24 protein-coding genes are annotated in these 24,200 nt (G+C 42.0%); 21 read left to right on the top strand and 3 right to left on the bottom strand.

Going from position 1 to position 24,200, the window contains the following annotated elements:
• Positions 1 to 18: 18 nt before the first annotated feature.
• Together MHI46_RS11860 and MHI46_RS11855 are read left to right on the top strand one after the other, a co-directional pair.
• Positions 19 to 588: a ComE operon protein 2 gene (locus MHI46_RS11860; RefSeq protein WP_039180075.1), complete on the top strand. Its 570-nt coding sequence runs from the start codon at positions 19 to 21 to the stop codon at positions 586 to 588.
• Positions 581 to 2,905 (top strand): DNA internalization-related competence protein ComEC/Rec2, encoded by a 2,325-nt coding sequence (locus tag MHI46_RS11855; protein WP_342503255.1) that lies wholly within the window; start codon positions 581 to 583, stop codon positions 2,903 to 2,905. The genes MHI46_RS11860 and MHI46_RS11855 overlap by 8 nt, the downstream gene beginning before the upstream one ends.
• A gap of 39 nt (positions 2,906 to 2,944) precedes the next feature.
• Here MHI46_RS11855 and MHI46_RS11850 read toward each other — a convergent pair whose 3' ends face one another.
• Positions 2,945 to 3,079: a YqzM family protein gene (locus tag MHI46_RS11850; RefSeq protein ID WP_012010638.1), complete on the bottom strand. Its 135-nt coding sequence runs from the start codon at positions 3,077 to 3,079 to the stop codon at positions 2,945 to 2,947.
• Between the two features lie 237 nt (positions 3,080 to 3,316).
• Between MHI46_RS11850 and holA the strand changes: the two genes are divergently transcribed.
• On the top strand, positions 3,317 to 4,336 hold the full coding sequence (holA, locus tag MHI46_RS11845) for a DNA polymerase III subunit delta (RefSeq protein ID WP_212040033.1): 1,020 nt from the start codon (positions 3,317 to 3,319) through the stop codon (positions 4,334 to 4,336).
• Between the two features lie 134 nt (positions 4,337 to 4,470).
• Here the strand turns inward: holA and rpsT are convergent, their stop codons facing one another.
• Entirely contained in the window at positions 4,471 to 4,737 is a 267-nt protein-coding gene (gene rpsT, locus MHI46_RS11840; RefSeq protein WP_024423042.1) for a 30S ribosomal protein S20, read from the bottom strand.
• Positions 4,738 to 4,935: 198 nt separating this feature from the next.
• Between rpsT and gpr the strand changes: the two genes are divergently transcribed.
• The 12 genes from gpr (at position 4,936) to mtaB (ending at position 18,912) form a co-directional block, all read left to right on the top strand.
• On the top strand, positions 4,936 to 6,051 hold the full coding sequence (gpr, locus tag MHI46_RS11835; protein WP_047201920.1) for a GPR endopeptidase: 1,116 nt from the start codon (positions 4,936 to 4,938) through the stop codon (positions 6,049 to 6,051).
• Positions 6,052 to 6,117: 66 nt separating this feature from the next.
• Entirely contained in the window at positions 6,118 to 7,326 is a 1,209-nt protein-coding gene (locus MHI46_RS11830) for a stage II sporulation protein P (protein ID WP_342502825.1), read from the top strand.
• Between the two features lie 13 nt (positions 7,327 to 7,339).
• Complete coding sequence (locus tag MHI46_RS11825; protein WP_342502824.1) at positions 7,340 to 7,672, top strand: YqxA family protein; 333 nt, start codon at positions 7,340 to 7,342, stop codon at positions 7,670 to 7,672.
• Positions 7,673 to 7,813: 141 nt separating this feature from the next.
• Entirely contained in the window at positions 7,814 to 9,652 is a 1,839-nt protein-coding gene (lepA, locus tag MHI46_RS11820) for a translation elongation factor 4 (protein WP_024423038.1), read from the top strand.
• A 114-nt stretch (positions 9,653 to 9,766) separates the two neighbouring features.
• Positions 9,767 to 10,906 carry a radical SAM family heme chaperone HemW gene (hemW, locus tag MHI46_RS11815; protein ID WP_059374594.1) on the top strand — a complete coding sequence of 380 codons (1,140 nt, stop codon included), beginning with the start codon at positions 9,767 to 9,769 and terminating at the stop codon, positions 10,904 to 10,906.
• Positions 10,907 to 10,987: 81 nt separating this feature from the next.
• The gene (hrcA, locus tag MHI46_RS11810; protein WP_003217350.1) at positions 10,988 to 12,019 is read left to right on the top strand and encodes a heat-inducible transcriptional repressor HrcA; all 1,032 of its coding nucleotides are present in this window, start codon (positions 10,988 to 10,990) and stop codon (positions 12,017 to 12,019) included.
• Between the two features lie 63 nt (positions 12,020 to 12,082).
• Positions 12,083 to 12,640, top strand: a complete 558-nt coding sequence (gene grpE, locus MHI46_RS11805) for a nucleotide exchange factor GrpE (protein WP_058839059.1) — start codon at positions 12,083 to 12,085, stop codon at positions 12,638 to 12,640.
• Between the two features lie 24 nt (positions 12,641 to 12,664).
• A complete protein-coding gene (gene dnaK, locus MHI46_RS11800) occupies positions 12,665 to 14,503 on the top strand; it encodes a molecular chaperone DnaK (RefSeq protein ID WP_048238923.1) in 1,839 nt (612 codons plus the stop codon).
• A gap of 165 nt (positions 14,504 to 14,668) precedes the next feature.
• Positions 14,669 to 15,802 (top strand): molecular chaperone DnaJ, encoded by a 1,134-nt coding sequence (dnaJ, locus tag MHI46_RS11795; protein ID WP_024427952.1) that lies wholly within the window; start codon positions 14,669 to 14,671, stop codon positions 15,800 to 15,802.
• Positions 15,803 to 15,824: 22 nt separating this feature from the next.
• Positions 15,825 to 16,760: a 50S ribosomal protein L11 methyltransferase gene (prmA, locus tag MHI46_RS11790; RefSeq protein ID WP_024423032.1), complete on the top strand. Its 936-nt coding sequence runs from the start codon at positions 15,825 to 15,827 to the stop codon at positions 16,758 to 16,760.
• Between the two features lie 23 nt (positions 16,761 to 16,783).
• Positions 16,784 to 17,554 (top strand): 16S rRNA (uracil(1498)-N(3))-methyltransferase, encoded by a 771-nt coding sequence (locus MHI46_RS11785; RefSeq protein ID WP_024427953.1) that lies wholly within the window; start codon positions 16,784 to 16,786, stop codon positions 17,552 to 17,554.
• Entirely contained in the window at positions 17,554 to 18,912 is a 1,359-nt protein-coding gene (mtaB, locus tag MHI46_RS11780) for a tRNA (N(6)-L-threonylcarbamoyladenosine(37)-C(2))-methylthiotransferase MtaB (RefSeq protein WP_059374596.1), read from the top strand. The genes MHI46_RS11785 and mtaB overlap by 1 nt, the downstream gene beginning before the upstream one ends.
• 41 nt (positions 18,913 to 18,953) lie before the next feature.
• Here mtaB and MHI46_RS11775 read toward each other — a convergent pair whose 3' ends face one another.
• Positions 18,954 to 19,883, bottom strand: coding sequence for a Na/Pi symporter (locus tag MHI46_RS11775; RefSeq protein ID WP_041106927.1), 930 nt, complete (start codon positions 19,881 to 19,883; stop codon positions 18,954 to 18,956).
• Positions 19,884 to 20,065: 182 nt separating this feature from the next.
• Here MHI46_RS11775 and rpsU point away from each other — a divergent pair, with 182 nt between their 5' ends.
• The 6 genes from rpsU to yqfC all read left to right on the top strand — a co-directional run bounded on the left by rpsU (position 20,066) and on the right by yqfC (position 24,192).
• A complete protein-coding gene (gene rpsU, locus MHI46_RS11770) occupies positions 20,066 to 20,239 on the top strand; it encodes a 30S ribosomal protein S21 (protein ID WP_003152957.1) in 174 nt (57 codons plus the stop codon).
• A 14-nt stretch (positions 20,240 to 20,253) separates the two neighbouring features.
• Positions 20,254 to 20,703: a GatB/YqeY domain-containing protein gene (locus tag MHI46_RS11765; RefSeq protein ID WP_041086254.1), complete on the top strand. Its 450-nt coding sequence runs from the start codon at positions 20,254 to 20,256 to the stop codon at positions 20,701 to 20,703.
• A gap of 141 nt (positions 20,704 to 20,844) precedes the next feature.
• The gene (locus MHI46_RS11760; protein ID WP_058839062.1) at positions 20,845 to 22,158 is read left to right on the top strand and encodes a nodulation protein NfeD; all 1,314 of its coding nucleotides are present in this window, start codon (positions 20,845 to 20,847) and stop codon (positions 22,156 to 22,158) included.
• Positions 22,159 to 22,185: 27 nt separating this feature from the next.
• Entirely contained in the window at positions 22,186 to 23,178 is a 993-nt protein-coding gene (floA, locus tag MHI46_RS11755; RefSeq protein ID WP_106025016.1) for a flotillin-like protein FloA, read from the top strand.
• Positions 23,179 to 23,209: 31 nt separating this feature from the next.
• Positions 23,210 to 23,707, top strand: coding sequence for a hypothetical protein (locus MHI46_RS11750; RefSeq protein WP_064497619.1), 498 nt, complete (start codon positions 23,210 to 23,212; stop codon positions 23,705 to 23,707).
• Positions 23,708 to 23,910: 203 nt separating this feature from the next.
• Complete coding sequence (yqfC, locus tag MHI46_RS11745; RefSeq protein WP_012010618.1) at positions 23,911 to 24,192, top strand: sporulation protein YqfC; 282 nt, start codon at positions 23,911 to 23,913, stop codon at positions 24,190 to 24,192.
• The last annotated feature ends 8 nt before the right edge of the window (positions 24,193 to 24,200 follow it).

The following is a 24,200-nucleotide window of genomic DNA, read 5'->3' as shown; positions in this document are numbered from 1 at the left end:
TTCTGGAGGGATCAGCTCGTGGAAAGAATTTCATGGAATCAATATTTTATGGCACAAAGCCATTTGCTTGCTTTACGAAGCACCTGTGAGCGGTTAGCTGTTGGGGCGACCATCGTAAGGGACAAGCGCATCATTGCAGGGGGGTACAATGGCTCCATTGCCGGTGATGTTCATTGTGCGGATGTAGGATGCTATGTCATTGATCATCACTGTGTTCGCACCATCCATGCGGAAATGAATGCTATTTTGCAATGTGCCAAATTTGGTGCACCTACAGCTGATGCTGAAATATATGTCACACATTTTCCATGTTTACAGTGCTGTAAAGCCATCATTCAAGCGGGCATACGGACAGTGTACTATGCAAAGGATTATAAAAATCATCCATATGCCGTTGATTTATTCGAGCAGGCGGGTGTTCAAACAGAGCAAGTTGAATTAGATGAAATGATCATCGACTTAAAAAATCAAGAAAAATTGGCCTTTGTTGCAGATTTAATTGGGAAGCTGAGTGAATCAGGACTTAGCGAAACAGAAATTCGCGATATGCATGAGAAGGCGAATCAATTATTTACTTCCTATGTTTAAATATTTGCCGTTTGGGGCAATTTCAGCAGCTGTTGGAATTGCTCTGGCTGCATATCATCTTCATATATATTTCCTTCTCTTTCTTCTCATCATATTACTTCTCAGCCTACTGAAAAAAATGCCCCAGCTTTTTTTAATGGTCAGCCTATGCGGGGCTGTCTATATACTCATTTTTATGGTTCATGAGTCTCTTGAAACGGAGCTGCCCGTACAAGAAAAATTCCTATCTGGTTCCGTTGTGATTGAAAGCATTCCGAAAACAGATGGCAATCGTTTTTCAGCGACTGTATCGACAGACCATGAACGACTAACCACTTTTTATACAATTCAAACAGAGCGTGAAAAAGAGGCATTAAAAGAGATAGAACCTGGTATGAGCTGTCACATGACAGGTGATGTTCGCCCAGCAAAACACGCCACCATTCCTAATGGGTTTCAATACGATCAATTTTTAAAAACAAAAGGCATTGGCGCTATTTTTCTGCCACAGTCGATCAAAAACTGTACAAAAAAAGGCGGTTCTTCCTACTATCTTCAAGCGATGAGGCAAAAGGGTTTGACATTTTTAGAGGACCATGTGCCAAGACACTCTGTTGGCATTGTACAGGCACTTATTTTTGGCGATCGTGAGTTGATAGAACCAGACACATTAAGAGATTATCAAATGCTCGGGATTATTCATTTACTAGCGATTTCAGGACTGCATGTGCAAACGCTTCTTGCCTGTATATTTTGGTGTCTCCTTCGCGTGGGTGTGACAAGAGAGACAGCACGTATTCTTCTATTATGCTTTCTTCCTGTTTATGCTTGTTTGACAGGCGCTGCACCATCTGTTTTAAGAGCTTGTCTCATGGCAGGAATTTATTTAGTGATGACTAGTCTGCCAAAAGTGAAACAGCCTTCTGCTGTGGTATTAAGTGCAACGTTTTTACTCTTGTTAGCGATTCATCCTCTTTATTTATTTGATATCGGATTTCAGCTTTCCTTCGTGGTGACGTTTTTTATTTTGTTATCGACGAGGATTTTATCGAAAGCAAAAAGTTCTGTCATGCAATTATTCCTGATTTCCTTTATTGCACAGCTAGCTTCGCTCCCTGTTCTTTTATATCATTTTCATCAATTCTCTTTACTGAGCGTTCCTTTGAACATGATATTTGTTCCTTTTTATACGACGATCGTCATGCCGCTATCCTTACTCTTTTTTCTTTTGACGATCATTTATCTTCCGCTTGGACAAACATTGTTTCAACTTCTTGATTCGGTGATCCAGCTTAGTCATCAATTGTCAGCCTATATGGCTGATTTTGATGGATTCAACTTGATTTTTATGAAGTCAACTTGGTGGCATATTGTTCTTGAGGTGAGTGCCTTAATTGTTCTGTTAGTTGTGATGGAGTGCAAAACGTCTGTGAAGTCCTATGCTGTGCCGCTCCTTTTTCTCATTGGTATCTTGAGTGTTCACTATTTCACCCCGAATTTTTTCGAAAAAGGGGAAGTGACGATGCTGGATGTAGGACAGGGGGATAGTTTGTTTATTCAGCTGCCCTATCGAAAGGGGCACCTGCTTGTGGACACGGGAGGCAGGCTTTCTTTTGAAGAAGAACCGTGGAAAAAAAGACGAAAAGTGTCTACGATCGGTGATCAAACGCTGATCCCGTTTTTACATTCTAAAGGTATAGCGAAACTTGATGTCCTTATTCTGACGCATGCGGATCAAGACCATATGGGAGAAGCGGTTCGTTTAATCAAGCGAAATAAAGTAAAGCGGCTGGCTATACCAAAAGGCTTTGCCCGGAGTCCAGAGGATGCGGAGCTGTTAAAAGAAGCAGCTGATCAAGGGATCATGATTGATGAATTAGAGAGAGGAGATCGGCTTCAGATTGGAGAGCAAATATTTGAGGTTCTTCATCCGTCGTGTGATCGAGTGACAACTAAGAATAATGATTCGCTCGTTTTGACATTTACTCTAGGCGGGAAGCGGTTTATGCTCACTGGAGATCTTGAACAAGAAGGGGAGCGAGACATTATAGAAGCCTTTCCTCATCTGCGGGCAGATATCTTAAAGGTTGGACATCACGGGAGTAAAGGGTCAACAAGCGAAGAATGGCTTCAGCATCTCAAGCCCTCACATGCACTCATTTCAGCAGGTGAACGCAATCGTTATCAGCATCCACATCAGGAAGTTTTGAAGAAATTAAAGGACCAGCAAATGAAGGTGTATCGTACAGATACCGACGGGAGTGTGACGTATGAATTTCTCGATGAGGAAGGAACGTTTTACACTCACCCTCCATATGATATCTTACAAACTCAATAAAAAAACTGCCAAAAAGGCAGTCATGTAACCTTCATGAAGTTAAGATCCAACGAGGTGTATAATGGTTGCCAAAATAAACATTGAGGCGAAAAATCCGAATGTGACGATAAAACCAACGGCTGAGTCGGTCACATCATTCCGCTTGCTTTGAACATTTTTTTCAAATTCATTCATTTTCATCCCTCCTGGCTAATTTTAGTATACTTGAACTCATTTGGAATTGCTAGAAGGTAAAGTAACCGTTTTCCATTTTCATGTTCATTTTGTGAATATCGTCTGACAGCAGGCTGACCCGGGAGCTTGCGCCGGACGTTTACTATAAATGAGGAGGCGGCACTTTCAGCTTCCTCTTTACTAATGTCTTCGCACACTTTAGGATAGAGGAGGAAGTGAAAGAGAGGGATTCAATTGATGGTCTTTGATGTATGGAACAATTTAAAACGAGGGGATATCCATCCCGTTTATTGCTTATATGGGAAAGAAACATATTTACTGCAAGAAACCGCCGCTAAATTGAGACAAGCTGTAGTAGACGAGGAAACGAAAGATTTTAATTACTCCATCTTCGATATGGAAGAGGTGCCGCTTGAACAGGCTGTGACCGATGCAGAAACATTTCCGTTTATGGGAGAAAGACGTCTCGTCGTGATCAAGAATCCTTATTTTCTTACAGCTGAGAAGAAAAAGGAAAAGATCGAGCATGAGCTTTCTGTATTAGAAGCTTATTTAGAAAAGCCTGCGCCCTATACCATTCTCGTGTTATTAGCACCATATGAAAAGCTGGATGAGCGTAAAAAAATCACCAAATTGCTAAAAAAGAAAGCTGCTGTTGTTGAGGCGAAAGAATTAAACCCAAAAGAAACAACTGATTTCACCATTACACTGGTGAAGACAGAAGGAAAGATGATTACATCTGAAGCGGCTGAACAGCTTGTGATGTTATGCGGCGGAAGTCTATCTTCTCTATTCCAAGAGGTTCGGAAGCTAAGTACATATATTGGAGAGCGGGAAGAAATTGAGTTAGCAGATGTCAATCAGCTCGTTGCAAGAAGCTTGGAGCAAAATATTTTCGAGCTGATTAATCAAATCGTAAACAGACGCCGCTCTGAGGCCATGCAGATGTTTTATGACCTCTTGAAGCAAAATGAGGAACCCATTAAAATATTAGCACTCATTTCAACTCAATTTCGATTGATTTTGCAGACGAAGTATTTCGCTCAGCAAGGATATGGACAAAAACAAATTGCTTCAAATCTAAAAGTCCACCCATTCCGAGTCAAACTTGCCATGGATCAGGCAAAACTGTTTTCAGAAGAAGAGCTTAAGCAGATCGTCAAAGAGCTTTCAACAATTGATTATGAAATGAAAACGGGTAAAAAGGACAAGCAGCTGCTGTTAGAATTGTTCCTGCTTCGATTGTTAGGCGCTTGAACATAAAAAAACGACCTTCTAAAAAGAGGGTCGTTTTTGTTTAGATGTATAATTGCCAGTCTGTCCTTAAGGCTCGGCCGGTCAGGACGGACGTACAGTTAAACAGGTGCCTCATTACTGAGGCGTTGCAAGCATTATGCAGAAAGTCCGTTTACTTGTTTAGCAAGTCTTGATTTGTAACGCGCAGCTGCGTTTTTGTGTACAAGACCAGTTTTAACGGCTTTGTCAATGCGTTTTGCAGCAGAAGCAAGAGCAGCTTTTGCTTGCTCAGCATCGTTGTTAGCTACAGAAACTTCAACTTGTTTAATCGCAGTACGCATCGCAGACTTGATTGTTACGTTATGTGCACGGCGTTCGTTATTCGTTTTTGTACGTTTGATCGCTGATTTAATATTTGGCATGTGTTTCACCTCCTAAGATACAACCTAAACACAATTGTCTTAAGGTTAAATCTTCACAATAGAACAAATTGTATTCTATCAAACACACCTTTAGAATGCAATATAAATGTAAAGTATTTTTCATTGATGACGTGCTCGAATGTTTCTTTCAAGAGATGGAAAGACTACTGTTAATTACTTGGTGGAAGGAGTCTTTTTATGGAGAAACAAAAACTTGATTTAAGCGTTTATCAAATCCGGACAGACCTGGCTGTTGAAACAAAAGAGATACTAGAACAAGAGAACGATCCGAATGTCGTCAAAAAGGACGGGATCCAAGGGATCGTCGAAAAAGAAAAAGATGAGCAAGGCATCCGCATCCGTACTGTAGAAATCACGAAAGAAGGGGAGGAGCTGACCGGCAAAAAGGCAGGGACATACTTGACGTTTGAAGCGCAAGGCATTCGGGAGAAAGACTCTGAGATGCAAGAAAAAGTCGTCCAAGTCTTTGCCCGTCATTTTGCTCAGTTTTTAAAAGACAGAGGCATTCAGGCAGATGCGAGCTGCCTTGTTGTAGGGCTGGGAAACTGGAATGTCACACCAGATGCACTAGGGCCTCTCACAGTCGAAAACCTGCTTGTGACCCGTCATCTCTTTGAATTACAGCCGGAAAATGTTCAGGAAGGCTATCGCCCAGTTTCATCTTTGTCGCCAGGTGTGATGGGACTGACCGGTATTGAAACAAGTGACATTATCCAAGGTGTGATTGAGCGGTCTAAGCCTGATTTTGTCATTGCTGTCGACGCCCTTGCTGCTCGTGCGGTGGAACGAGTGAATACAACCATTCAAATTTCTGATACAGGTATCCATCCCGGTTCTGGTGTAGGGAATAAGCGAAAAGAATTAAGCAAAGAAACATTGGGCATTCCAGTAATTGCAATTGGCGTTCCGACAGTTGTGGATGCAGTAACGATTGCTAGTGACACAATTGATTATGTCTTAAAGCATTTTGGTAGAGAACTAAAAGATGATAGACCATCCCGCTCTCTTGTGCCGGCTGGTTTGACATTCGGGAAGAAAAAAGTGCTCAACGAAGAAGACTTGCCAGATGAGGAAACACGTCAATCATTCTTAGGCATCGTAGGAACCCTTCCAGAAGAAGAGAAAAGGCAGCTGATCCATGAAGTACTTGCGCCGCTCGGGCAAAATTTAATGGTCACGCCTAAAGAAGTCGATACATTCATTGATGATATGGCAAACGTACTTGCCAACGGATTAAACACAGCGCTTCATCAAAAAATCACTCAAGATAACAAGGGTTCATATAATCATTAATCGGTTCTACTTTCTCTAGCTCGCTCATAGTGTAATTACTAGAAAGCGTGCTGGAGGGAGTAAATCATGAAAAAAAGACCCCGCCGTCCTCGACAGTTGGTCGTTGCGATTAATGGAACGAAAGTAGTCAAAAGTATTTTCTTATTTATTGCCGCTCTTGTTGTGGTGTTTGTGATGTCAGGGGCTTTAACATCTTTAAAACCTGAGCTGAGGCCGCAAGCCTCGTTATATGGTGTAGCAGATGAGCTCTCTGGCGCATTTTTTGCCACTTTAATGGGCATGGAAAACCAATATTTCGCCTCAGCAGTTCCAGAAGATCAAAAAGGATTTCATTTTTCTGGGCTGTCACTGAAGCTTGCAACCAGTATTAATTTAGAAGACCCGCGCAGTTTTCTAGGAAGAGAACTTCCAGGCTTTGAACATTTTGATACAAAAATCATCTTAGCGGGTGAAGGCACAGACTATACCAACATGCCAATGGAATCGCCGCCTCCGAGTGAAGTGATCCAAGATGAAAAAGAAGCAAATTTAGCTGAACTGGACAAGCTTGATGAAGATGGGCCGAAAAAGCCTGCCAAAGAACCGGACCGGTCAACAGGAAAACGAAAAGCTGTGTACATTTATCACACACATAATACGGAATCATATTTACCATTTTTAAAAGGAGAAACAAACCCAAATAATGCACGGCACTCAAAAGTGAATGTTACCCTTGTCGGCGACATGTTTGGAAAGGCACTTGATCAGCAAGGAATCGGCAATACAGTCGACAAAACGGAAATTGAAAAAAGACTGGTGAAAAAAGGATTAAAGTATCCGCAGTCTTATAATGAATCAAGATTGGTCGTGAAAGAAGCCTTAGCGAAAAATGATGACCTCGATTATTTAATTGATATTCACCGGGACTCAAGAAGAAAGAAAGATACGACTGTCGAAATCAAAGGGAAGAAATATGCGAGAATTGCGTTTGTTGTAGGGAAGAAGAATCAAAGCTATGAGAAAAACTTAAAGCTAGCGACAGAGTTCCACCATTTGATGGAGAAAAAATATAAAGGGCTTAGTGTCGGTGTGTTTGCCAAAGGAGAAATTGGCGATAATGGAATCTATAATCAAGATTTATCCGACAAAGCCCTTCTTTTAGAATTTGGCGGAGTGGATAATAATATGGAAGAATTAAGAAATGCATCCAATGCGGCAGCTGATGTATTCAGCAACATTTTCTGGGACGCGGAAAAGGTGGATGGCAAAGCAACGGGTGAGAAAAAACGCTCTTAAGGTGGTGACGGGTATGGGCTCATTTATTGGGAAAACCATTATTTTAGGATTGGTCTTGCTGTTTAGTGTCTTTTTAGGAATGCAGCAAGCGAATAATGGCATGCTGCAAATGAAGGGCTACCATGATCCGCAATTAAAAGGAGCTTTCTCCATTCACATGAACGAAGATGAAGAAAAGGAAGCTTCTATCTTAGGAACGGCTGTTACAGAAAAGGATCTTGCCGAAAAACAAAAGCAGCTGGAGGAAATAGAAGGCTTTAATGCCTTTTCCAAAGCAGGAAAAGCCCTGTCTGATGGTATGACACATGCAGCCCGTTCTCTTTATGATTGGGTGAATGGGAAATAAACGAATTTCATGAGATATCACCCTTTTAATCAAAGCCGCTGACCGATAAGCGGCTTTTCTTGATTTCGATTGAATCTTTACAGCCCTATTGATATAATCTAACCTAGCGCAACCCGCGTTTTATAGTAGGAGTGATAGATTGTGACAGATAAAGAAAAACGATTAGAACGGCAATCAAGAATTCGAAATTTCTCCATTATCGCCCATATTGACCATGGGAAATCCACATTGGCGGACCGTATTTTGGAAAAAACAGCGGCGATTACTCAACGGGAAATGAAAGAACAATTACTTGATTCCATGGATTTAGAGCGTGAACGCGGCATAACGATTAAATTAAACTCTGTCCAGCTGAAGTATAAGGCGAAGGATGGAGAAGAATATATCATGCACCTGATTGATACACCAGGGCATGTCGACTTCACCTATGAGGTATCTCGAAGCCTAGCTGCCTGTGAGGGTGCGATTCTCGTAGTAGATGCAGCACAAGGAATTGAAGCACAGACACTTGCGAACGTTTATTTAGCTCTTGATAACAACTTAGAAATTCTTCCGATTATCAATAAAATCGATCTGCCGAGTGCAGAGCCTGAGCGTGTAAGAGAAGAAATTGAAGATGTCATCGGGTTGGATGCGTCTGAAGCTGTTCTCACCTCTGCTAAGGCGGGTATTGGAATCGAGGATATTTTAGAACAAATCGTTGAAAAGGTGCCGGCACCTGCTGGAGATCCAGAAGCACCACTTCAAGCGCTTATTTTTGATTCTCTTTACGATGCGTATCGCGGCGTTATTGCGTACATACGAATTGTTGAAGGAACCGTCAGACCTGGTCAGAAAATTAAAATGATGGCGACGGGGAAAGAATTTGAAGTTCTTGAAGTCGGCGTTTTCACACCAAAAGCCATGCCAACAGATGAACTCACCGTTGGAGATGTTGGCTACTTAACAGCTGCGATTAAAAATGTCGGTGATACACGAGTAGGGGATACGATCACAAGTGCGGAAAACCCTGCGAAAGAAGCGCTGCCAGGATACAGAAAGCTAAACCCAATGGTATACTGCGGACTTTATCCGATTGATACAGCGAAATACAACGACTTACGTGAAGCGTTAGAAAAGCTTGAATTAAATGATTCTTCACTTCAATATGAGGCAGAGACATCCCAAGCACTTGGCTTCGGTTTCCGCTGCGGATTCCTTGGAATGCTTCATATGGAAATCATCCAAGAACGGATTGAACGTGAATTTAAAATTGATCTGATTACGACAGCGCCAAGTGTTATTTATGATGTATATATGACAGATGGAGAAAAAATCGTCGTAGATAACCCGTCCAATCTGCCTGATCCGCAAAAGATTGAGCGAATTGAAGAACCATATGTAAAAGCAACAATGATGGTGCCGAACGATTATGTAGGCTCTGTGATGGAGCTTTGCCAAGGAAAGCGCGGAAATTTCATCGATATGCAGTATCTTGATGCGAACCGTGTGAGCATTGTGTACGAAATTCCTTTGGCAGAGATCGTATACGAATTCTTTGATCAGCTAAAGTCTAACACAAAAGGCTACGCGTCCTTTGATTATGAGCTGATTGGCTATCGTCCATCGACGCTGGTGAAGATGGATATCATGCTGAATGGCGAAAAAATCGATGCCCTTTCCTTTATTGTTCACCGCGATTATGCATATGAACGAGGCAAGATCATTGTAGAAAAGCTAAAAGAACTGATTCCACGCCAGCACTTTGAAGTGCCAGTTCAAGCAGCAATCGGTCAAAAAATCGTTGCTCGTTCCACCATTAAAGCGATGCGTAAAAACGTACTTGCCAAATGTTATGGTGGAGACATTTCCCGGAAAAGAAAGCTTCTTGAGAAGCAAAAAGAAGGGAAAAAGCGCATGAAGCAAGTGGGCTCTGTTGAAGTCCCGCAAGAAGCATTTATGGCCGTGCTGAAGATGGATGACAGCACACCGAAAAAATAACATCCTCAAGGCTGCTTGCTTTACAATGTTCGCCTTGACGTTTATAGTCGATAACAAACAAAGGCGCCGCAGCGATAAACTGCGGCTCTTTACCTGTAAAGAAGGTGTCATCAAATGAAAGCAGCATACATTCACATTCCATTTTGTGAGCACATTTGCCACTATTGTGATTTCAATAAATTTTTCATTAAAACGCAGCCAGTCGATGAATACTTAGCGGCTCTTGAAAAAGAGATGCAGCATACGATCGAACAAAAGGGCGAGCAGGAACTCAAGACGATTTTTATTGGCGGGGGAACCCCGACATCACTGACTGTCAGCCAGCTAGACAAGCTCATGAACAGCATTCACCGTGTATTAAAGCCGACAAAAAACCTGATTGAATTTGCAGTGGAAGCGAACCCAGATGAATTATCACTCGAGAAGCTGCATGTGTTAAAAGAAGCCGGTGTCAATCGGCTGAGTTTTGGTGTTCAAACCTTTGAAGACGATTTGCTCAAAAAAATCGGACGAGTTCATCAAAAAAAGGATGTCCTTACGTCCTTTGAGCGAGCTCGAGCGGTTGGATTTGACAATATTAGCCTCGATCTCATGTTTGGCTTGCCGCATCAAGAAAAGCATCATGTGATGAATTCACTTGAGACGGCTTTCTCGCTGGGTGCAGAGCATTATTCGGTTTACTCACTCATCGTCGAGCCGAAAACCGTTTTTTACAACTTAATGCAAAAGGGAAAACTTCATTTACCGCCGCAAGAACGTGAGGCTGAAATGTATGAGCTTGTGATGGATGAAATGGAGCGCCATGGATTAAAGCAGTACGAAATTAGCAATTACGCTAAACCTGGCTTTGAAAGCCAGCATAACCTGACCTATTGGAGCAATGAAGATTACTTCGGTTTTGGTGCAGGCGCACACGGGTATGTAGATGGCGTCCGAAATGTGAATGCAGGGCCGGTGAAACATTATTTGGAGCTGATTGACCAAACAGGGTTCCCGTATAAGGAAACACATGAGGTCACAAAAGCAGAGCAAATAGAAGAAGAAATGTTTTTAGGTCTTCGAAAGATCGAAGGAGTGAAAAGTGCTGATTTCCAAGCAAAATATGGTACTGCACCAGAAGCACTTTTTCCCACTGTTCTTGAAGAATTAGAAGAAAAAGGCCTCATTGTAAAAGATGACATTGGGATCCGTTTAACAAGAAAAGGAAAATTGTTAGGGAATGAAGTATTTCAAGCGTTTCTCGGTGAGTTATAATTGACATTTTAATTTGAGTTTGGTAATTTTGTTTATACAATTAGCACTCGTTGAAAGAGAGTGCTAACAGGGGTGATGATGATGTTAACAAATCGTCAGCTTTTGATTCTGCAAGTCATCATTAATGACTTTATTCGTTCGGCGCAGCCAGTTGGATCAAGGACTCTTTCTAAAAAAGAAGACATTACATTCAGCTCTGCGACGATTAGAAACGAAATGGCTGATTTGGAGGAACTTGGTTTTATTGAAAAGACCCATTCTTCATCAGGAAGAATTCCTTCCGAAAAAGGATATCGTTATTATGTAGATCATTTGCTCTCTCCGCGAAAACTGTCGTCTAAAGAGCTTGTGCTCATCCAATCGGCCTTTCAGGAGAAAATTTTTGAGCTGGAAAAAACAGTTCAAAAATCGGCGGAAATTTTATCAGATCTCACAAACTATACATCGATTGTGCTTGGTCCAAAGCTAAGTGAAAATCGATTAAAGCAAATTCAGCTTGTCCCTGTTCAGCCGAACAAAGCAGTGGCAATCATGATTACAGACAGCGGACATGTTGAAAACAAAACCATTACCTTCTCTGAGCATCTCGATGTCTCCGATATTGAGAAGCTGATGAATATTTTAAACAGCCGCCTAGCCGGAGTCCCGATGGATCAGCTGAAGGACAGAATGTATAAAGAAGTTGTGATGCTTCTTCGCACGCATTTAAAAGATTATGATCATATTTTAGATGCGCTCGGCAATACATTTACATCGACTCAAAATGAATCAAAACTTTTCTTTGGCGGGAAGATTAATATGTTGAATCAGCCGGAGTTTCATGACATTGACCGCATTCGTTCACTCATGATGCTTATTGAGCAAAAGAATGATGTCATGCAGCTGTTTCATCCAAATCAGCAAGGAATCACCATCAAAATCGGTTCAGAAAACAATTTGGAAGCGATGGAGAACTGCAGCTTAATCACAGCCACTTATTCGATTGATCAAAAATCACTCGGCTCCATTGCTGTCATCGGTCCAACCCGTATGGATTATGGCAGGGTTGTCAGTCTCTTGCATCATGTATCAAAAGACTTGTCAAACGCACTTTCCAATTTGTATGATGAGTAGGGTGATAAAAGATAGGGGCACAGCCCCTTCGTATTTTTGAATCTTTTGAGGGAGGTGAACACAATGTCAGAAGAAAAACAGACACCTGAGCAAGAAGCAGAGGTTGAAGCACAAGAAGAAGCAGTTCAAGCAGATAATGAGGAAGTAACACATGATGAACAGTCTGCCTTCCAAGAAAAAATCGATGAATTGCAGCAGCTTCTAGATGAAAAAGAAAACAAAATTCTGCGTGTTCAAGCGGATTTTGAAAACTATAAACGCCGTGCTCGAACTGAAGTGGAGACCGTGCAAAAATATCGTTCTCAACATGTTGTCAGTGATCTTCTCCCAGCTCTTGATAACTTTGAAAGAGCGCTTGGAATTGATCCAGACAATGAGCAGACGAAAAGTTTGTTAGAAGGAATGCAAATGGTTTACCGCCAGCTGGTAGAAGCGTTGAAAAATGAAGGCGTTGAACCAATTGAAGCTGTCGGCAAAGAGTTCGATCCAAACCTTCATCAAGCCGTCATGCAAGTTGAAGATGAAAACTATGATTCAAATATCGTTGTAGAAGAATTGCAAAAGGGCTATAAACTCAAAGATCGAGTTATTCGTCCATCAATGGTAAAAGTAAATCAATAACTACATAATGGGAGGTCATCGAATATGAGTAAAATCATTGGGATTGACTTAGGAACAACAAACTCATGTGTTGCAGTACTTGAAGGCGGCGAGCCAAAAGTCATTGCAAACGCTGAAGGAGCACGTACAACACCATCTGTTGTCGCTTTTAAAAACGGAGAGCGCCAAGTGGGTGAAGTAGCAAAACGTCAATCAATTACAAACCCAAACACGATCATGTCTGTTAAAAGACATATGGGTACAGATTATAAAGTAGAAGTTGAAGGCAAGAACTATACACCGCAGGAAATCTCTGCAATCATTCTTCAACACCTTAAATCTTACGCTGAAGGCTATCTTGGCGAAGAAGTAACAAAAGCAGTTATCACTGTTCCTGCTTACTTCAACGATGCAGAACGTCAAGCAACAAAAGATGCTGGTAAAATTGCCGGTCTTGAAGTGGAACGTATCATCAACGAACCAACAGCAGCTGCACTTGCGTATGGTTTAGATAAAACAGATGAAGATCAAACGATCCTTGTATACGACCTTGGCGGCGGTACATTTGACGTGTCAGTTCTTGAACTTGGAGACGGCGTCTTTGAAGTGCGCTCAACTGCTGGGGACAACCGTCTAGGTGGAGACGATTTTGACCAAGTCATCATTGATCACCTAGTGGCTGAATTCAAAAAAGAAAATGGCATTGATCTTTCTAAAGATAAAATGGCGCTTCAGCGTTTAAAAGATGCGGCTGAAAAAGCGAAAAAAGATCTTTCAGGTGTATCTTCTACACAAATTTCACTGCCATTTATCACAGCTGGAGAAGCAGGACCTCTTCACCTTGAATTAACGTTAACGCGTGCTAAATTCGAAGAGCTTTCTGCAGATCTTGTAGAGCGTACAATGACACCTGTACGTCAATCACTGAAAGATGCTGGTTTATCTGCTAGCGAGATTGATAAAGTCATCCTTGTTGGTGGATCAACTCGTATTCCTGCAGTCCAAGAAGCAATCAAAAAAGAAACAGGCAAAGAGCCTCATAAAGGTGTAAACCCTGATGAAGTAGTTGCACTTGGTGCAGCGATCCAAGGCGGAGTCATCACAGGAGATGTCAAAGACGTTGTTCTTCTTGACGTAACACCACTTTCTTTAGGAATTGAAACAATGGGCGGCGTATTCACGAAGCTGATTGAACGTAATACAACAATTCCAACAAGTAAATCTCAAGTATTCTCAACGGCTGCTGACAACCAAACAGCTGTAGATATCCATGTCTTGCAAGGTGAGCGCCCAATGGCTGCAGATAACAAAACATTAGGCCGCTTCCAATTGACTGATATCCCGCCAGCACCACGCGGCGTACCACAAATTGAAGTATCATTTGATATCGATAAAAACGGTATTGTCAACGTACGTGCGAAAGATATGGGTACAGGCAAAGAGCAAAACATCACAATCAAATCTTCTTCAGGTCTTTCTGATGATGAGATCGAAAAAATGGTTAAAGAAGCAGAAGAAAATGCTGAAGCAGATGCGAAGAAAAAAGAAGAAATCGAAGTGCGCAACGAAGCAGATCAATTAGTGTTTACAACTGAAAAAACATTAAAAGATCTAGAAGGCAAAATCGATGAAGAGCAAGTGAAAAAAGCAAACGACGCGAAAGATGCACTAAAAGCTGCGATCGAAAAAGGCGAGTTTGAAGACATCAAAGCGAAAAAAGATGAGCTGCAAACAATCGTTCAAGAATTAACGACAAAGCTCTATGAAGAAGCTGCAAAACAAGCACAAGCTCAGCAAGAAGGCGCTGAAGGTGCTCAAAAAGCAGATGACAATGTAGTGGATGCAGAATACGAAGAAGTAAACGACGATCAAGAGAAAAAATAATCACCTTTACTTTTGAAAAAGGCTGCTGAAACGTACTCGTCAGAAAGTCAAAGTCAGGATCTCTTGGCTTTGACTTTTTTTCTTTTCAACGATGAAAGGAATTGAAAAAAGTTAAATCAAAATGATACAATCGTATTTATGTGAGAAAATCGGGAGTGTGAAGAGATGAGTAAGCGTGATTACTATGAAGTGCTTGGCGTAAGTAAGAGCGCCTCAAAGGACGAAATCAAAAAGGCATACCGCAAGCTTTCAAAAAAGTATCACCCTGATATTAATAAAGAAGCTGGCTCAGATGAGAAATTCAAAGAAGTAAAAGAAGCCTATGAAACCCTTTCTGATGATCAAAAACGTTCGCATTATGACCAGTTCGGTCATACCGATCCAAACCAAGGCTTTGGCGGTGGCGGTTTTGGTGGAGGAGGAGACTTTGGCGGCTTCGGCGGCTTTGATGACATCTTCTCTAGTATTTTTGGCGGCGGAGCGAGAAGAAGAGATCCAAATGCACCACGCCAAGGAGCGGACCTGCAATATACAATGACGCTTTCATTCGAAGAAGCGGCATTTGGAAAAGAAGCAACGATTGAAATCCCTCGTGAAGAATCTTGTGAAACATGTCATGGATCAGGTGCAAAGCCTGGTACGCAGGCGAAAACTTGTTCACATTGCGGAGGTTCTGGTCAATTAAATGTTGAACAGTCAACTCCATTTGGTAAAGTGGTCAACCGCAGAGTATGTAACTACTGTAGCGGAACAGGGAAACAAATTGATCATAAATGTTCAACATGCGGCGGATCTGGCAAAGTGCGTAAGCGTAAGAAAATTAACGTGACAATCCCTGCAGGTGTTGATGATGGTCAGCAGCTCAGAGTATCTGGTCAAGGTGAACCAGGTGTAAATGGAGGACCTCCAGGCGATCTATTCGTTGTATTCCATGTGCGTGCGCATGAATTCTTCGAACGTGATGGAGATGACATTTACTGCGAGATGCCGCTCACCTTTGCCCAAGCTGCATTAGGTGACGAAATTGAAGTGCCAACATTACACGGAAAAGTAAAATTAAAAGTTCCTGCTGGCACTCAAACTGGTACGAAGTTTAGACTTAAAGGAAAAGGTGTGAAAAATGTACGCGGCTACGGCCAAGGCGATCAGCATATCGTTGTACGTGTCGTCACACCGACAAATTTAACAGACAATCAAAAAGATATCATTAGAAAATTTGCTGAAGTGAGCGGAAATAAACCGGACGAACAAGAAATGAGCTTTTTCGATAAGGTAAAACGCGCATTTAAAGGCGAGTAAGACGGATAAGGAGTTGGTAGTATTGAAGTGGTCAGAAATTAGCGTCCATACAACAAATGAAGCGGTGGAACCGATCACCAATATTTTGCATGAAGCAGGTGCAAGTGGTGTCGTGATTGAGGACCCGCTTGATTTAGTCAAGGAACGTGAAAATGTATACGGTGAGATCTACCAGCTCGATCCGAATGACTATCCGGATGAAGGTGTCATTGTCAAAGCCTATCTTCCAATGAACAGCTTTTTGATGGAAACGGTAGATGAGATCAAAGAAGCCATCAACAATCTTCTTCTATACGATATTGACCTTGGACGCAATACACTGTCAATTTGTGAAGTAAATGAAGAAGAATGGGCCACCGCATGGAAGAAATACTATCATCCTGTGAAAATTTCTGAAAAATTCACCATCGTTCCAACGTGGGAAGAATATACACCGGTTCATTCTGATGAACTGATTATTGAAATGGACCCTGGAATGGCATTTGGAACAGGTACGCATCCCACAACCGTCCTTTGTATTCAGGCGCTTGAGCGCTATGTAAAGGAAAACGATACGGTGATTGATGTTGGAACAGGCTCTGGGATTTTAAGTGTGGCAGCAGCGATGCTTGGTGCAAAAGACATTCAAGCCTTTGATCTCGACACCGTTGCGGTAGAAAGTGCGAAGCAAAACATCGAACTAAATGGTGTAAGTGACCAAGTGACGGTCAAACAAAACAACTTGCTTGATGGGATTTCAGGTGAGCGTGATGTGATTGTCGCCAACATTCTGGCAGAAGTAATTTTGCGCTTTACAGATCAAGCCTATGACCTATTGAAGAAAGATGGCTATTTCATTACATCAGGCATCATTGGACAAAAGAAATTACAAGTCAAAACAGCATTAGAAGAAGCAGGTTTTGATATTGTTGAAGTGCTGTCAATGGAAGATTGGGTCAGCATTATAGCGAAAAAATAAAGCGAGTAGGTGTCAGGACACGTATGCAACGATATTTTATCGACCTCACGAAAGAAGAAGTGACGTTAAAGGGAGCAATCGTTATAAAAGGTGAAGATGTACATCATCTTTCCAATGTCATGCGGATGAAAGCAGGGCAGGAAATCCTTTGTTTAACAACAGACGGCTTTGAAGCGCTCAGTAAAATTGATACAATAACAAAGGAAGAAGTGATTTGTCACCTTGAAAGCTGGACAAATCAGGACAGAGAACTTCCGATTCGGGTGACGATCGCAAGCGGTCTTCCAAAAGGAGATAAGCTTGAGCTCATTATCCAAAAAGGCACAGAGCTTGGCGCAAGTGCTTTTATCCCATTTCAAGCGGCTCGTTCTATTACAAAGCTAGACCAAAAAAAGTCACATAAAAAACGAGAGCGCTGGGAGAAAATCGCGAAAGAAGCAGCAGAGCAGTCCTACCGGAATATCATTCCGCGTGTTTATTCAGTATCAACGTTTAAAGAGCTGACGCAATTAGCTGGTGAATTCGATAAATGTGTCGTTGCATACGAAGAATCATCGAAAGAAGGAGAGCAAAGCCGTTTTCAAACTGTGCTTCAACAGATGAAAGGCGGACAAACCTTGCTAGTGGTTTTTGGCCCTGAAGGCGGTTTGGCAGAAAAGGAGATTGAAGAGCTTGAAACGCTTGGTGCAGTCATTTGCGGGCTCGGACCACGCATTTTAAGAACGGAAACCGCTCCTTTATACGCGCTTTCCGCTATATCTTATCAAACAGAGTTATTAAGAGGTGAATCATGATGGGAACAGTAGCGTTCCATACACTTGGCTGTAAGGTCAACCACTATGAAACAGAGGCGATCTGGCAGCTGTTTAAAGAAGCTGGCTATGAAAGAAAAGAGTATGAATCAAAAGCAGACGTATATGTCATTAATACATGTACGGTCACGAATACAGGCGATAAGAAAAGCCGCCAAGTCATTAGAAGAGCCATTCGTCATAACCCGGATGGTGTCATTTGTGTAACTGGCTGCTATGCGCAAACATCTCCAGCAGAAATCATGGCGATTCCTGGTGTTGATATTGTGGTTGGAACACAGGACAGACATAAATTACTAGGTTATATAGAAGAATACCGCAGAGAAAGACAGCCGATCAACGGGGTAGGCAATATCATGAAAGCACGTGTGTTTGAAGAACTTGATGTTCCTGCCTTTACAGACAGAACGCGCGCTTCATTAAAAATCCAAGAAGGCTGTAACAACTTCTGTACATTCTGCATTATTCCTTGGGCACGCGGACTTCTTCGTTCTCGCGATCCAGAAGAAGTCATCAATCAAGCGCAGCAGCTTGTTGATGCAGGCTATAAAGAAATTGTGCTTACAGGTATTCACACAGGCGGATACGGAGAAGACTTAAAGGATTATAACTTTGCGAAGCTTCTGAGAGCATTAGATGAACGTGTTATTGGCTTAAAACGAATCCGTATTTCATCTATTGAAGCTAGTCAAATTACAGATGAAGTGATTGAAGTGCTTGATCAGTCAGATAAAATTGTCAGACACTTACACATCCCGCTTCAATCTGGCTCAAATACTGTGCTAAAAAGAATGCGCCGTAAATATACGATGGAATTCTTTGCAGAGCGTTTAACAAAGCTGAAAAAAGCATTGCCAGGACTTGCTGTCACCTCTGATGTAATCGTAGGATTCCCTGGGGAAACAGAAGAAGAGTTCTTGGAAACGTACAATTTTGTCAAAGACCATCAATTCTCTGAGCTGCACGTCTTCCCTTACAGCAAACGTACAGGTACGCCGGCTGCAAGAATGGAAGATCAAGTGGATGAAAATGTGAAAAACGAACGTGTTCACCGTTTGATCGCTCTTTCTGACCAGCTTGCGAAAGAGTATGCATCTGCATATGAAGGTGATGTGCTAGAAATTATTCCGGAAGAATCCTTCAAAGAACAAGAAGGAAACCACAATCTTTATGTTGGTTATACCGATAACTATATGAAGGTTGTTTTTGAAGGAACAGAGGACATGATCGGCCGTCTGGTCAAAGTGAAAATTACGAAAGCGGGTTATCCTTATAACGAAGGACAATTCGTTCGCATCAGCGATGATGTGAAGCCAGACAAAGTGAGAATGACCTCATAATAGATAAAAAACCGGCAGCCAAAAAGGCAAGCCGGTTTCTTTTATTTTGACTGATTCGGCATGAGACACAAGATTAATGCGTGAAAAGGGCGTATGAACGGGAAGAAGAGGAGAGAGCTTGCCACATTAAACAGCAGACTGAAATGCGCAATCTGCTGGGCGGGTGAGCTTGCGAGAAGGGCGACAACCTCTGTGATCAGGGCGAGAAACGGGAGGCATAAAAGAACCCCCAGTACATTAAACACGACGTGTGCATAAGCCGTTTGACGCGCTGCGTAGCCGCCAGATATCGCAGCCATCACAGCCGTAATACATGTCCCAATATTGGAACCTAACACAAAGCTGATGCCTTCCTGAAGTGCCACAGTTCCTTCGTTCATAAATCCCATTAAAATGCCGATACAGACGGAGCTCGAATGAACAATCGCTGTGAAAATGGTACCCGAAAGCAGCGCTGTCCAGTCTGAATGCTGCATCATTTCAAGAAAACGCAATGTCTCAGGCTGGCTTGTCATCATCCCTGCAATTTTCGAAAAGCCTTGTATGCAAAAAAAGATCATCCCGAGCCCAAATAAACTTTTTCCTGCATGTCTAAAAGATGTCCTGCCAAAAAGGATGCATACAAGACCGGCTATGATCAAAACCCACATGAACACGTCCATTTTAATAGCGATAAATTCTGTCGTAAACGTGGAGCCAATATTGGTTCCAAGAATCATAGGGATTGATTTTTTAAAAGAGAGAATGCCTGTACTGACAAAGCCGATGACGATGACCATAAATGCCGAACTGCTTTGTAGAACCCCTGTAAACACAATGCTGACCAAGAATGCTTTGACCGGGTGATCTGTAAAGAGAAGAAGTGATTTCTCAATACGAGACGACGCAAGCGCCATTAATCCTTTTCTCAGCAAACCCATTGACCATAAAAAAATGAAAATAAGTGCACAAAAATAAATGATCGCCATCATAGAAAAGTCCTCCTCTTACCAATGAATATATGGACTTGTCTACCTGCTCATGACGAAAATATATTTCCAAATCACTTAGTTGACCTCACACAAGGCTTATATTATAATGTCTAGGTACATGTTTTGCATGTATATCTTTTTTTAATGCAGTCGATTGGTGTATTCGGAGGGAGGGAAAGAGAATGTCAAAAACGGTCGTTAGAAAAAACGAATCGCTTGAAGATGCTCTTCGTCGCTTTAAACGCAGTGTATCCAAAACTGGAACATTGCAAGAAGCAAGAAAGCGTGAATTTTATGAAAAGCCTAGCGTAAAGCGCAAGAAAAAGTCTGAAGCTGCTAGAAAACGTAAATTCTAAAGAGGGTGGATTTTATGAGTCTTCTTGAGCAATTAAATTCTGATATGAAGCTTATGATGAAAAACCGTGAGAAAGACAAGCTTGTTGTCATTCGTATGGTAAAGGCTTCGCTGCAAAATGAAGCAATTAAGCTTAAGAAAGACAGTTTGACCGGCGATGAGGAACTAACCGTCCTTTCCCGCGAGATTAAGCAACGTAAAGACTCCCTCCATGAATTTTCGAAAGCTAATCGCTTAGATTTAGTAGATAAAGTTCAAAAAGAGATTGACATTTTAGACGTTTATTTACCTGAACAGCTTTCTGAAGAAGAACTGCAAACGATCGTGAAAGAAACGATTGCTGAAACAGGTGCTTCCTCAAAGGCTGACATGGGTAAAGTCATGAGCGCTATTATGCCAAAAGTAAAAGGTAAAGCTGATGGAGCTGTCATTAACAGACTTGTCAGCGAGCAGCTGTCTCAATAAAAAAGTATCCTTCTATTGTTAGAAGGGTACTTTTTTTATGCCTTCATGATTCTGTCATATAAAAATGAAACCTATGATACATTTGTAACGTATGTAAAGGAACAGTAAAATGGAAGAAAGAGAGGAGGGATCACCAAATAGATGAAAAAAATAAAAATTTCTATTGCTCTCTTCAGTTGTTTTATAATATGCTTGTTATTAGGGGTTCAATTGACCGCGAAATCAGCAGATCAGAAAGTTCATGTTATCCCAATTGAAGATACAGTAGAAAAAGGACTTTCTAAATTCATTGAACGATCGTTTGAGCAGGCAAAGGCGGAACGGGCGAAGCATATTATTCTCGACATCAATACACCGGGTGGTGCAGTCGATGCAGCGCTTGAGATCGCAGATACCATTCGTGCTTCCGATATCCCAGTGACAGCGTTTGTCAATCATAGAGCGCTTTCAGCCGGGGCCTTCATCGCGCTAAATGCGGATCAAATTTATATGACCCCGAATGGAAAAATGGGGGCTGCTGCGATCATTGATGGAGAAGGCAATGCTGCCGATCAAAAATCTGAATCTCTATGGCTTGCTGAAATGAGTGATGCTGCCGAAAAGCAGGGGCGTGATCCAAAGTATGCTCTTGCCATGGCGGATGTAGATATAGACGCAAAAGAAGCCGGTGCACCAAAAGGGGAATTGCTCACCTTTAACACAGACCGGGCGCTTCAATTCGGGTATGCAGAAGGTGAAGCAAAAAATATGGATGACTTGCTTCAGAAGCTGAAATTAACAGACGCTTCTGTTCAATACGATGAAGTGAGCTTTGCTGAAAAGGTTGCGCGTTTTCTTACGCACCCAATTGTCATTCCGATCCTTTTATCCATTGCAAGTTTAGGGTTAATTGTTGAGCTCTATTCTCCTGGCTTTGGGGTACCAGGCACCATGGGAGTGACAGCGCTTCTTCTATTCTTTTATGGTCATCTCGTGGCAGGTTTTGCAGGATATGAGACGTTGTTTCTGTTTTTAGCAGGGATTGCACTCATCATTCTGGAATTGTTTTTGCCAGGGGGAATCGTAGGTGTCATTGGACTGATCTGTGTCGTTGTCAGCTTATTTTTAGCAGCTGGAAGCTTTACAGAAATGGCGATTTCCATCTTGATTGCCACTGCTGTTTCAATCATAGCAGTTATTTTATTGACAAAGGTGTTGGGGAAACGTATGAAATTTTTTAAAAAGTTCATTTTAACCGATTCAACCAATAAGGAAAGCGGTTATGTCTCAAATGAAACAAGAGAAGATCTTGTTGGACAAATCGCAGTGACAGCAACTGCACTTCGTCCATCTGGTACGATCGTATTCGGAGATGAGCGTATTGATGTTGTGTCAGAAGGTGCATTTATCGATAAGGATGAACAAGTAAAAATTGTGAAAGCGGAAGGCTCACGCATTGTCGTGAGGAAAGTATAGATATACTGATTTTAGAGGAGGAATAAAATGGATCCATCTACTTTACTATTATTTGTGATTATCGCAGCAAGTTTGATTGTTCTTTCGATCTTTTTCACCTTTGTACCGGTGATGCTGTGGATTTCTGCCCTAGCGGCTGGCGTAAAAGTGAGCATTTTTACACTTGTAGGAATGAGACTGCGCCGAGTCATTCCAAACCGAGTGGTCAACCCGCTCATCAAAGCACATAAAGCAGGTCTTGATGTGACGATTAACCAGCTGGAGAGCCACTATCTTGCAGGTGGTAACGTGGACCGAGTTGTGAACGCATTAATTGCAGCTCAACGCGCGAATATCGAATTGAACTTTGCCCGCTGTGCAGCCATCGACCTAGCAGGCCGTGATGTACTAGAAGCAGTTCAAATGAGTGTAAACCCTAAAGTCATTGAAACACCATTTATCTCTGGTGTTGCGATGGACGGGATTGAAGTCAAAGCAAAAGCACGTATTACAGTTCGTGCAAACATCGACCGTCTTGTCGGTGGTGCAGGGGAAGAAACAATTATTGCCCGTGTAGGTGAAGGGATTGTCTCGACAATCGGTTCATCAGATAATCATAAAAAGGTTCTTGAGAATCCTGATATGATTTCTCAAACGGTTCTTGGTAAAGGATTAGATTCAGGTACTGCATTTGAAATTCTCTCGATTGATATCGCAGATGTGGATATCGGTAAAAACATCGGGGCGATTCTGCAAACAGACCAAGCAGAAGCAGACAAAAACATTGCACAGGCGAAAGCAGAAGAACGCCGCGCAATGGCTGTTGCACAAGAGCAAGAGATGCGTGCGAAAGTTGAAGAAATGCGCGCGAAAGTAGTAGAAGCAGAGGCTGAAGTACCACTTGCAATGGCTGAAGCATTACGTGAAGGCAATATTGGTGTCATGGACTACATGAACATTAAAAATATCGATGCTGATACGGATATGAGAGATTCATTTGGTAAAATGACAAAAGGTCCATCTGATAATGAAAACAAATAAGCATCCTCTCACGCTTTAAGGAGGGAGCCCATTGGACATTCTATTTGAAAATCCGCTACTAATTGCGATTATCATCGGTATCATCTCTGCCGTCTTTGGGAAAATCGGCAAACAAGAGGAGAACGAAGAGAAGAATCAGCAAAAGAAGCCCGCTCCTCAGCGTAAGCCGGTGGCCCAAAAACAAACAAAGCAAACAAGTCCAGATCCAGTCGTGACGGATCAGCTGGACGATTTCGGTGATGTACATGATCATGGCGGGATGAAGAAAAAAACTTCTCAGTCCTTACAAGATCGCTATACGGCTACACTTGCCGAAATGGAAGAAAGAAAAAACGAGTTGAACAAAGAGTTTCAATCGCTTGAAAGAGAGCTGACAAGGCCAAAGGCTGCATCTGCTGAAGTGAGGCCAAAAATCATTGAGAAGCTGAACCAAGATACAATTGTTCAAGGAATGATCCTTGGAGAAGTATTTGGAGAGCCGCGCGCGAAAAAGCCGCACAGAACGATGAAACGGCCATATAAAAGATAAAGAAGAAAGTCCCCTTCAAAAAAGGGGGCTTTTTTTGTCTGATAACGATTTTTCATAAAGAAAATGCTGAAACGGCTGTTTTACGGGATTCATTAGCATGATATGAACCCCTGAGGAATAGGATGATATAGAGGCTTTCTCATCAGTCTCACCATCTTTCAGTTTGAAATCATACACATGAGGTGGGAAGGGGTTCTTATTGAATGGGAAAAAGAAAAAATCGACTTAAAGCATGGCTGACAAGAACACTTGAAATCCCTCCAGACGTGATGATGGATCTTCCCCGTATTACAATGGTTGGCAGACTCCACATTTACATAGAGAACCATAAAGGGCTTTTGCTTTTCAGTGATCAAGAGGTAAGGCTGATGCTCAAACAGGGACAATGCATTATTTCAGGGAAAGATTTTGTGATTAAAACGATTTTGCCAGAAGAGATTTTATTGGAAGGGAAAATCGATGAGGTCCGTTATATTGATTCTTAACTGACGGA

The sequence above is a fragment of the Bacillus sp. FSL K6-1000 genome (assembly GCF_038630785.1).
GTDB lineage: Bacteria > Bacillota > Bacilli > Bacillales > Bacillaceae > Bacillus > Bacillus safensis.
Note: the sequence above shows the minus strand (reverse complement) of the source record. Positions and strands in the feature narration are given on the sequence as shown.

Excerpts from the sequence above, each read along its gene's own strand:
- MHI46_RS11855 (WP_342503255.1), top strand. The coding sequence starts at position 581 with ATGTTTAAATATTTGCCGTTTGGGGCAATTTCAGCAGCTGTTGGAATT.
- MHI46_RS11850 (WP_012010638.1), bottom strand. The coding sequence starts at position 3,079 with ATGAATGAATTTGAAAAAAATGTTCAAAGCAAGCGGAATGATGTGACC.
- holA (WP_212040033.1), top strand. The coding sequence starts at position 3,317 with ATGGTCTTTGATGTATGGAACAATTTAAAACGAGGGGATATCCATCCC.
- rpsT (WP_024423042.1), bottom strand. The coding sequence starts at position 4,737 with ATGCCAAATATTAAATCAGCGATCAAACGTACAAAAACGAATAACGAA.
- gpr (WP_047201920.1), top strand. The coding sequence starts at position 4,936 with ATGGAGAAACAAAAACTTGATTTAAGCGTTTATCAAATCCGGACAGAC.
- MHI46_RS11830 (WP_342502825.1), top strand. The coding sequence starts at position 6,118 with ATGAAAAAAAGACCCCGCCGTCCTCGACAGTTGGTCGTTGCGATTAAT.
- MHI46_RS11825 (WP_342502824.1), top strand. The coding sequence starts at position 7,340 with ATGGGCTCATTTATTGGGAAAACCATTATTTTAGGATTGGTCTTGCTG.
- hemW (WP_059374594.1), top strand. The coding sequence starts at position 9,767 with ATGAAAGCAGCATACATTCACATTCCATTTTGTGAGCACATTTGCCAC.
- hrcA (WP_003217350.1), top strand. The coding sequence starts at position 10,988 with ATGTTAACAAATCGTCAGCTTTTGATTCTGCAAGTCATCATTAATGAC.
- grpE (WP_058839059.1), top strand. The coding sequence starts at position 12,083 with ATGTCAGAAGAAAAACAGACACCTGAGCAAGAAGCAGAGGTTGAAGCA.
- dnaK (WP_048238923.1), top strand. The coding sequence starts at position 12,665 with ATGAGTAAAATCATTGGGATTGACTTAGGAACAACAAACTCATGTGTT.
- dnaJ (WP_024427952.1), top strand. The coding sequence starts at position 14,669 with ATGAGTAAGCGTGATTACTATGAAGTGCTTGGCGTAAGTAAGAGCGCC.
- MHI46_RS11785 (WP_024427953.1), top strand. The coding sequence starts at position 16,784 with ATGCAACGATATTTTATCGACCTCACGAAAGAAGAAGTGACGTTAAAG.
- mtaB (WP_059374596.1), top strand. The coding sequence starts at position 17,554 with ATGGGAACAGTAGCGTTCCATACACTTGGCTGTAAGGTCAACCACTAT.
- MHI46_RS11775 (WP_041106927.1), bottom strand. The coding sequence starts at position 19,883 with ATGATGGCGATCATTTATTTTTGTGCACTTATTTTCATTTTTTTATGG.
- rpsU (WP_003152957.1), top strand. The coding sequence starts at position 20,066 with ATGTCAAAAACGGTCGTTAGAAAAAACGAATCGCTTGAAGATGCTCTT.
- MHI46_RS11765 (WP_041086254.1), top strand. The coding sequence starts at position 20,254 with ATGAGTCTTCTTGAGCAATTAAATTCTGATATGAAGCTTATGATGAAA.
- MHI46_RS11760 (WP_058839062.1), top strand. The coding sequence starts at position 20,845 with ATGAAAAAAATAAAAATTTCTATTGCTCTCTTCAGTTGTTTTATAATA.
- floA (WP_106025016.1), top strand. The coding sequence starts at position 22,186 with ATGGATCCATCTACTTTACTATTATTTGTGATTATCGCAGCAAGTTTG.
- yqfC (WP_012010618.1), top strand. The coding sequence starts at position 23,911 with ATGGGAAAAAGAAAAAATCGACTTAAAGCATGGCTGACAAGAACACTT.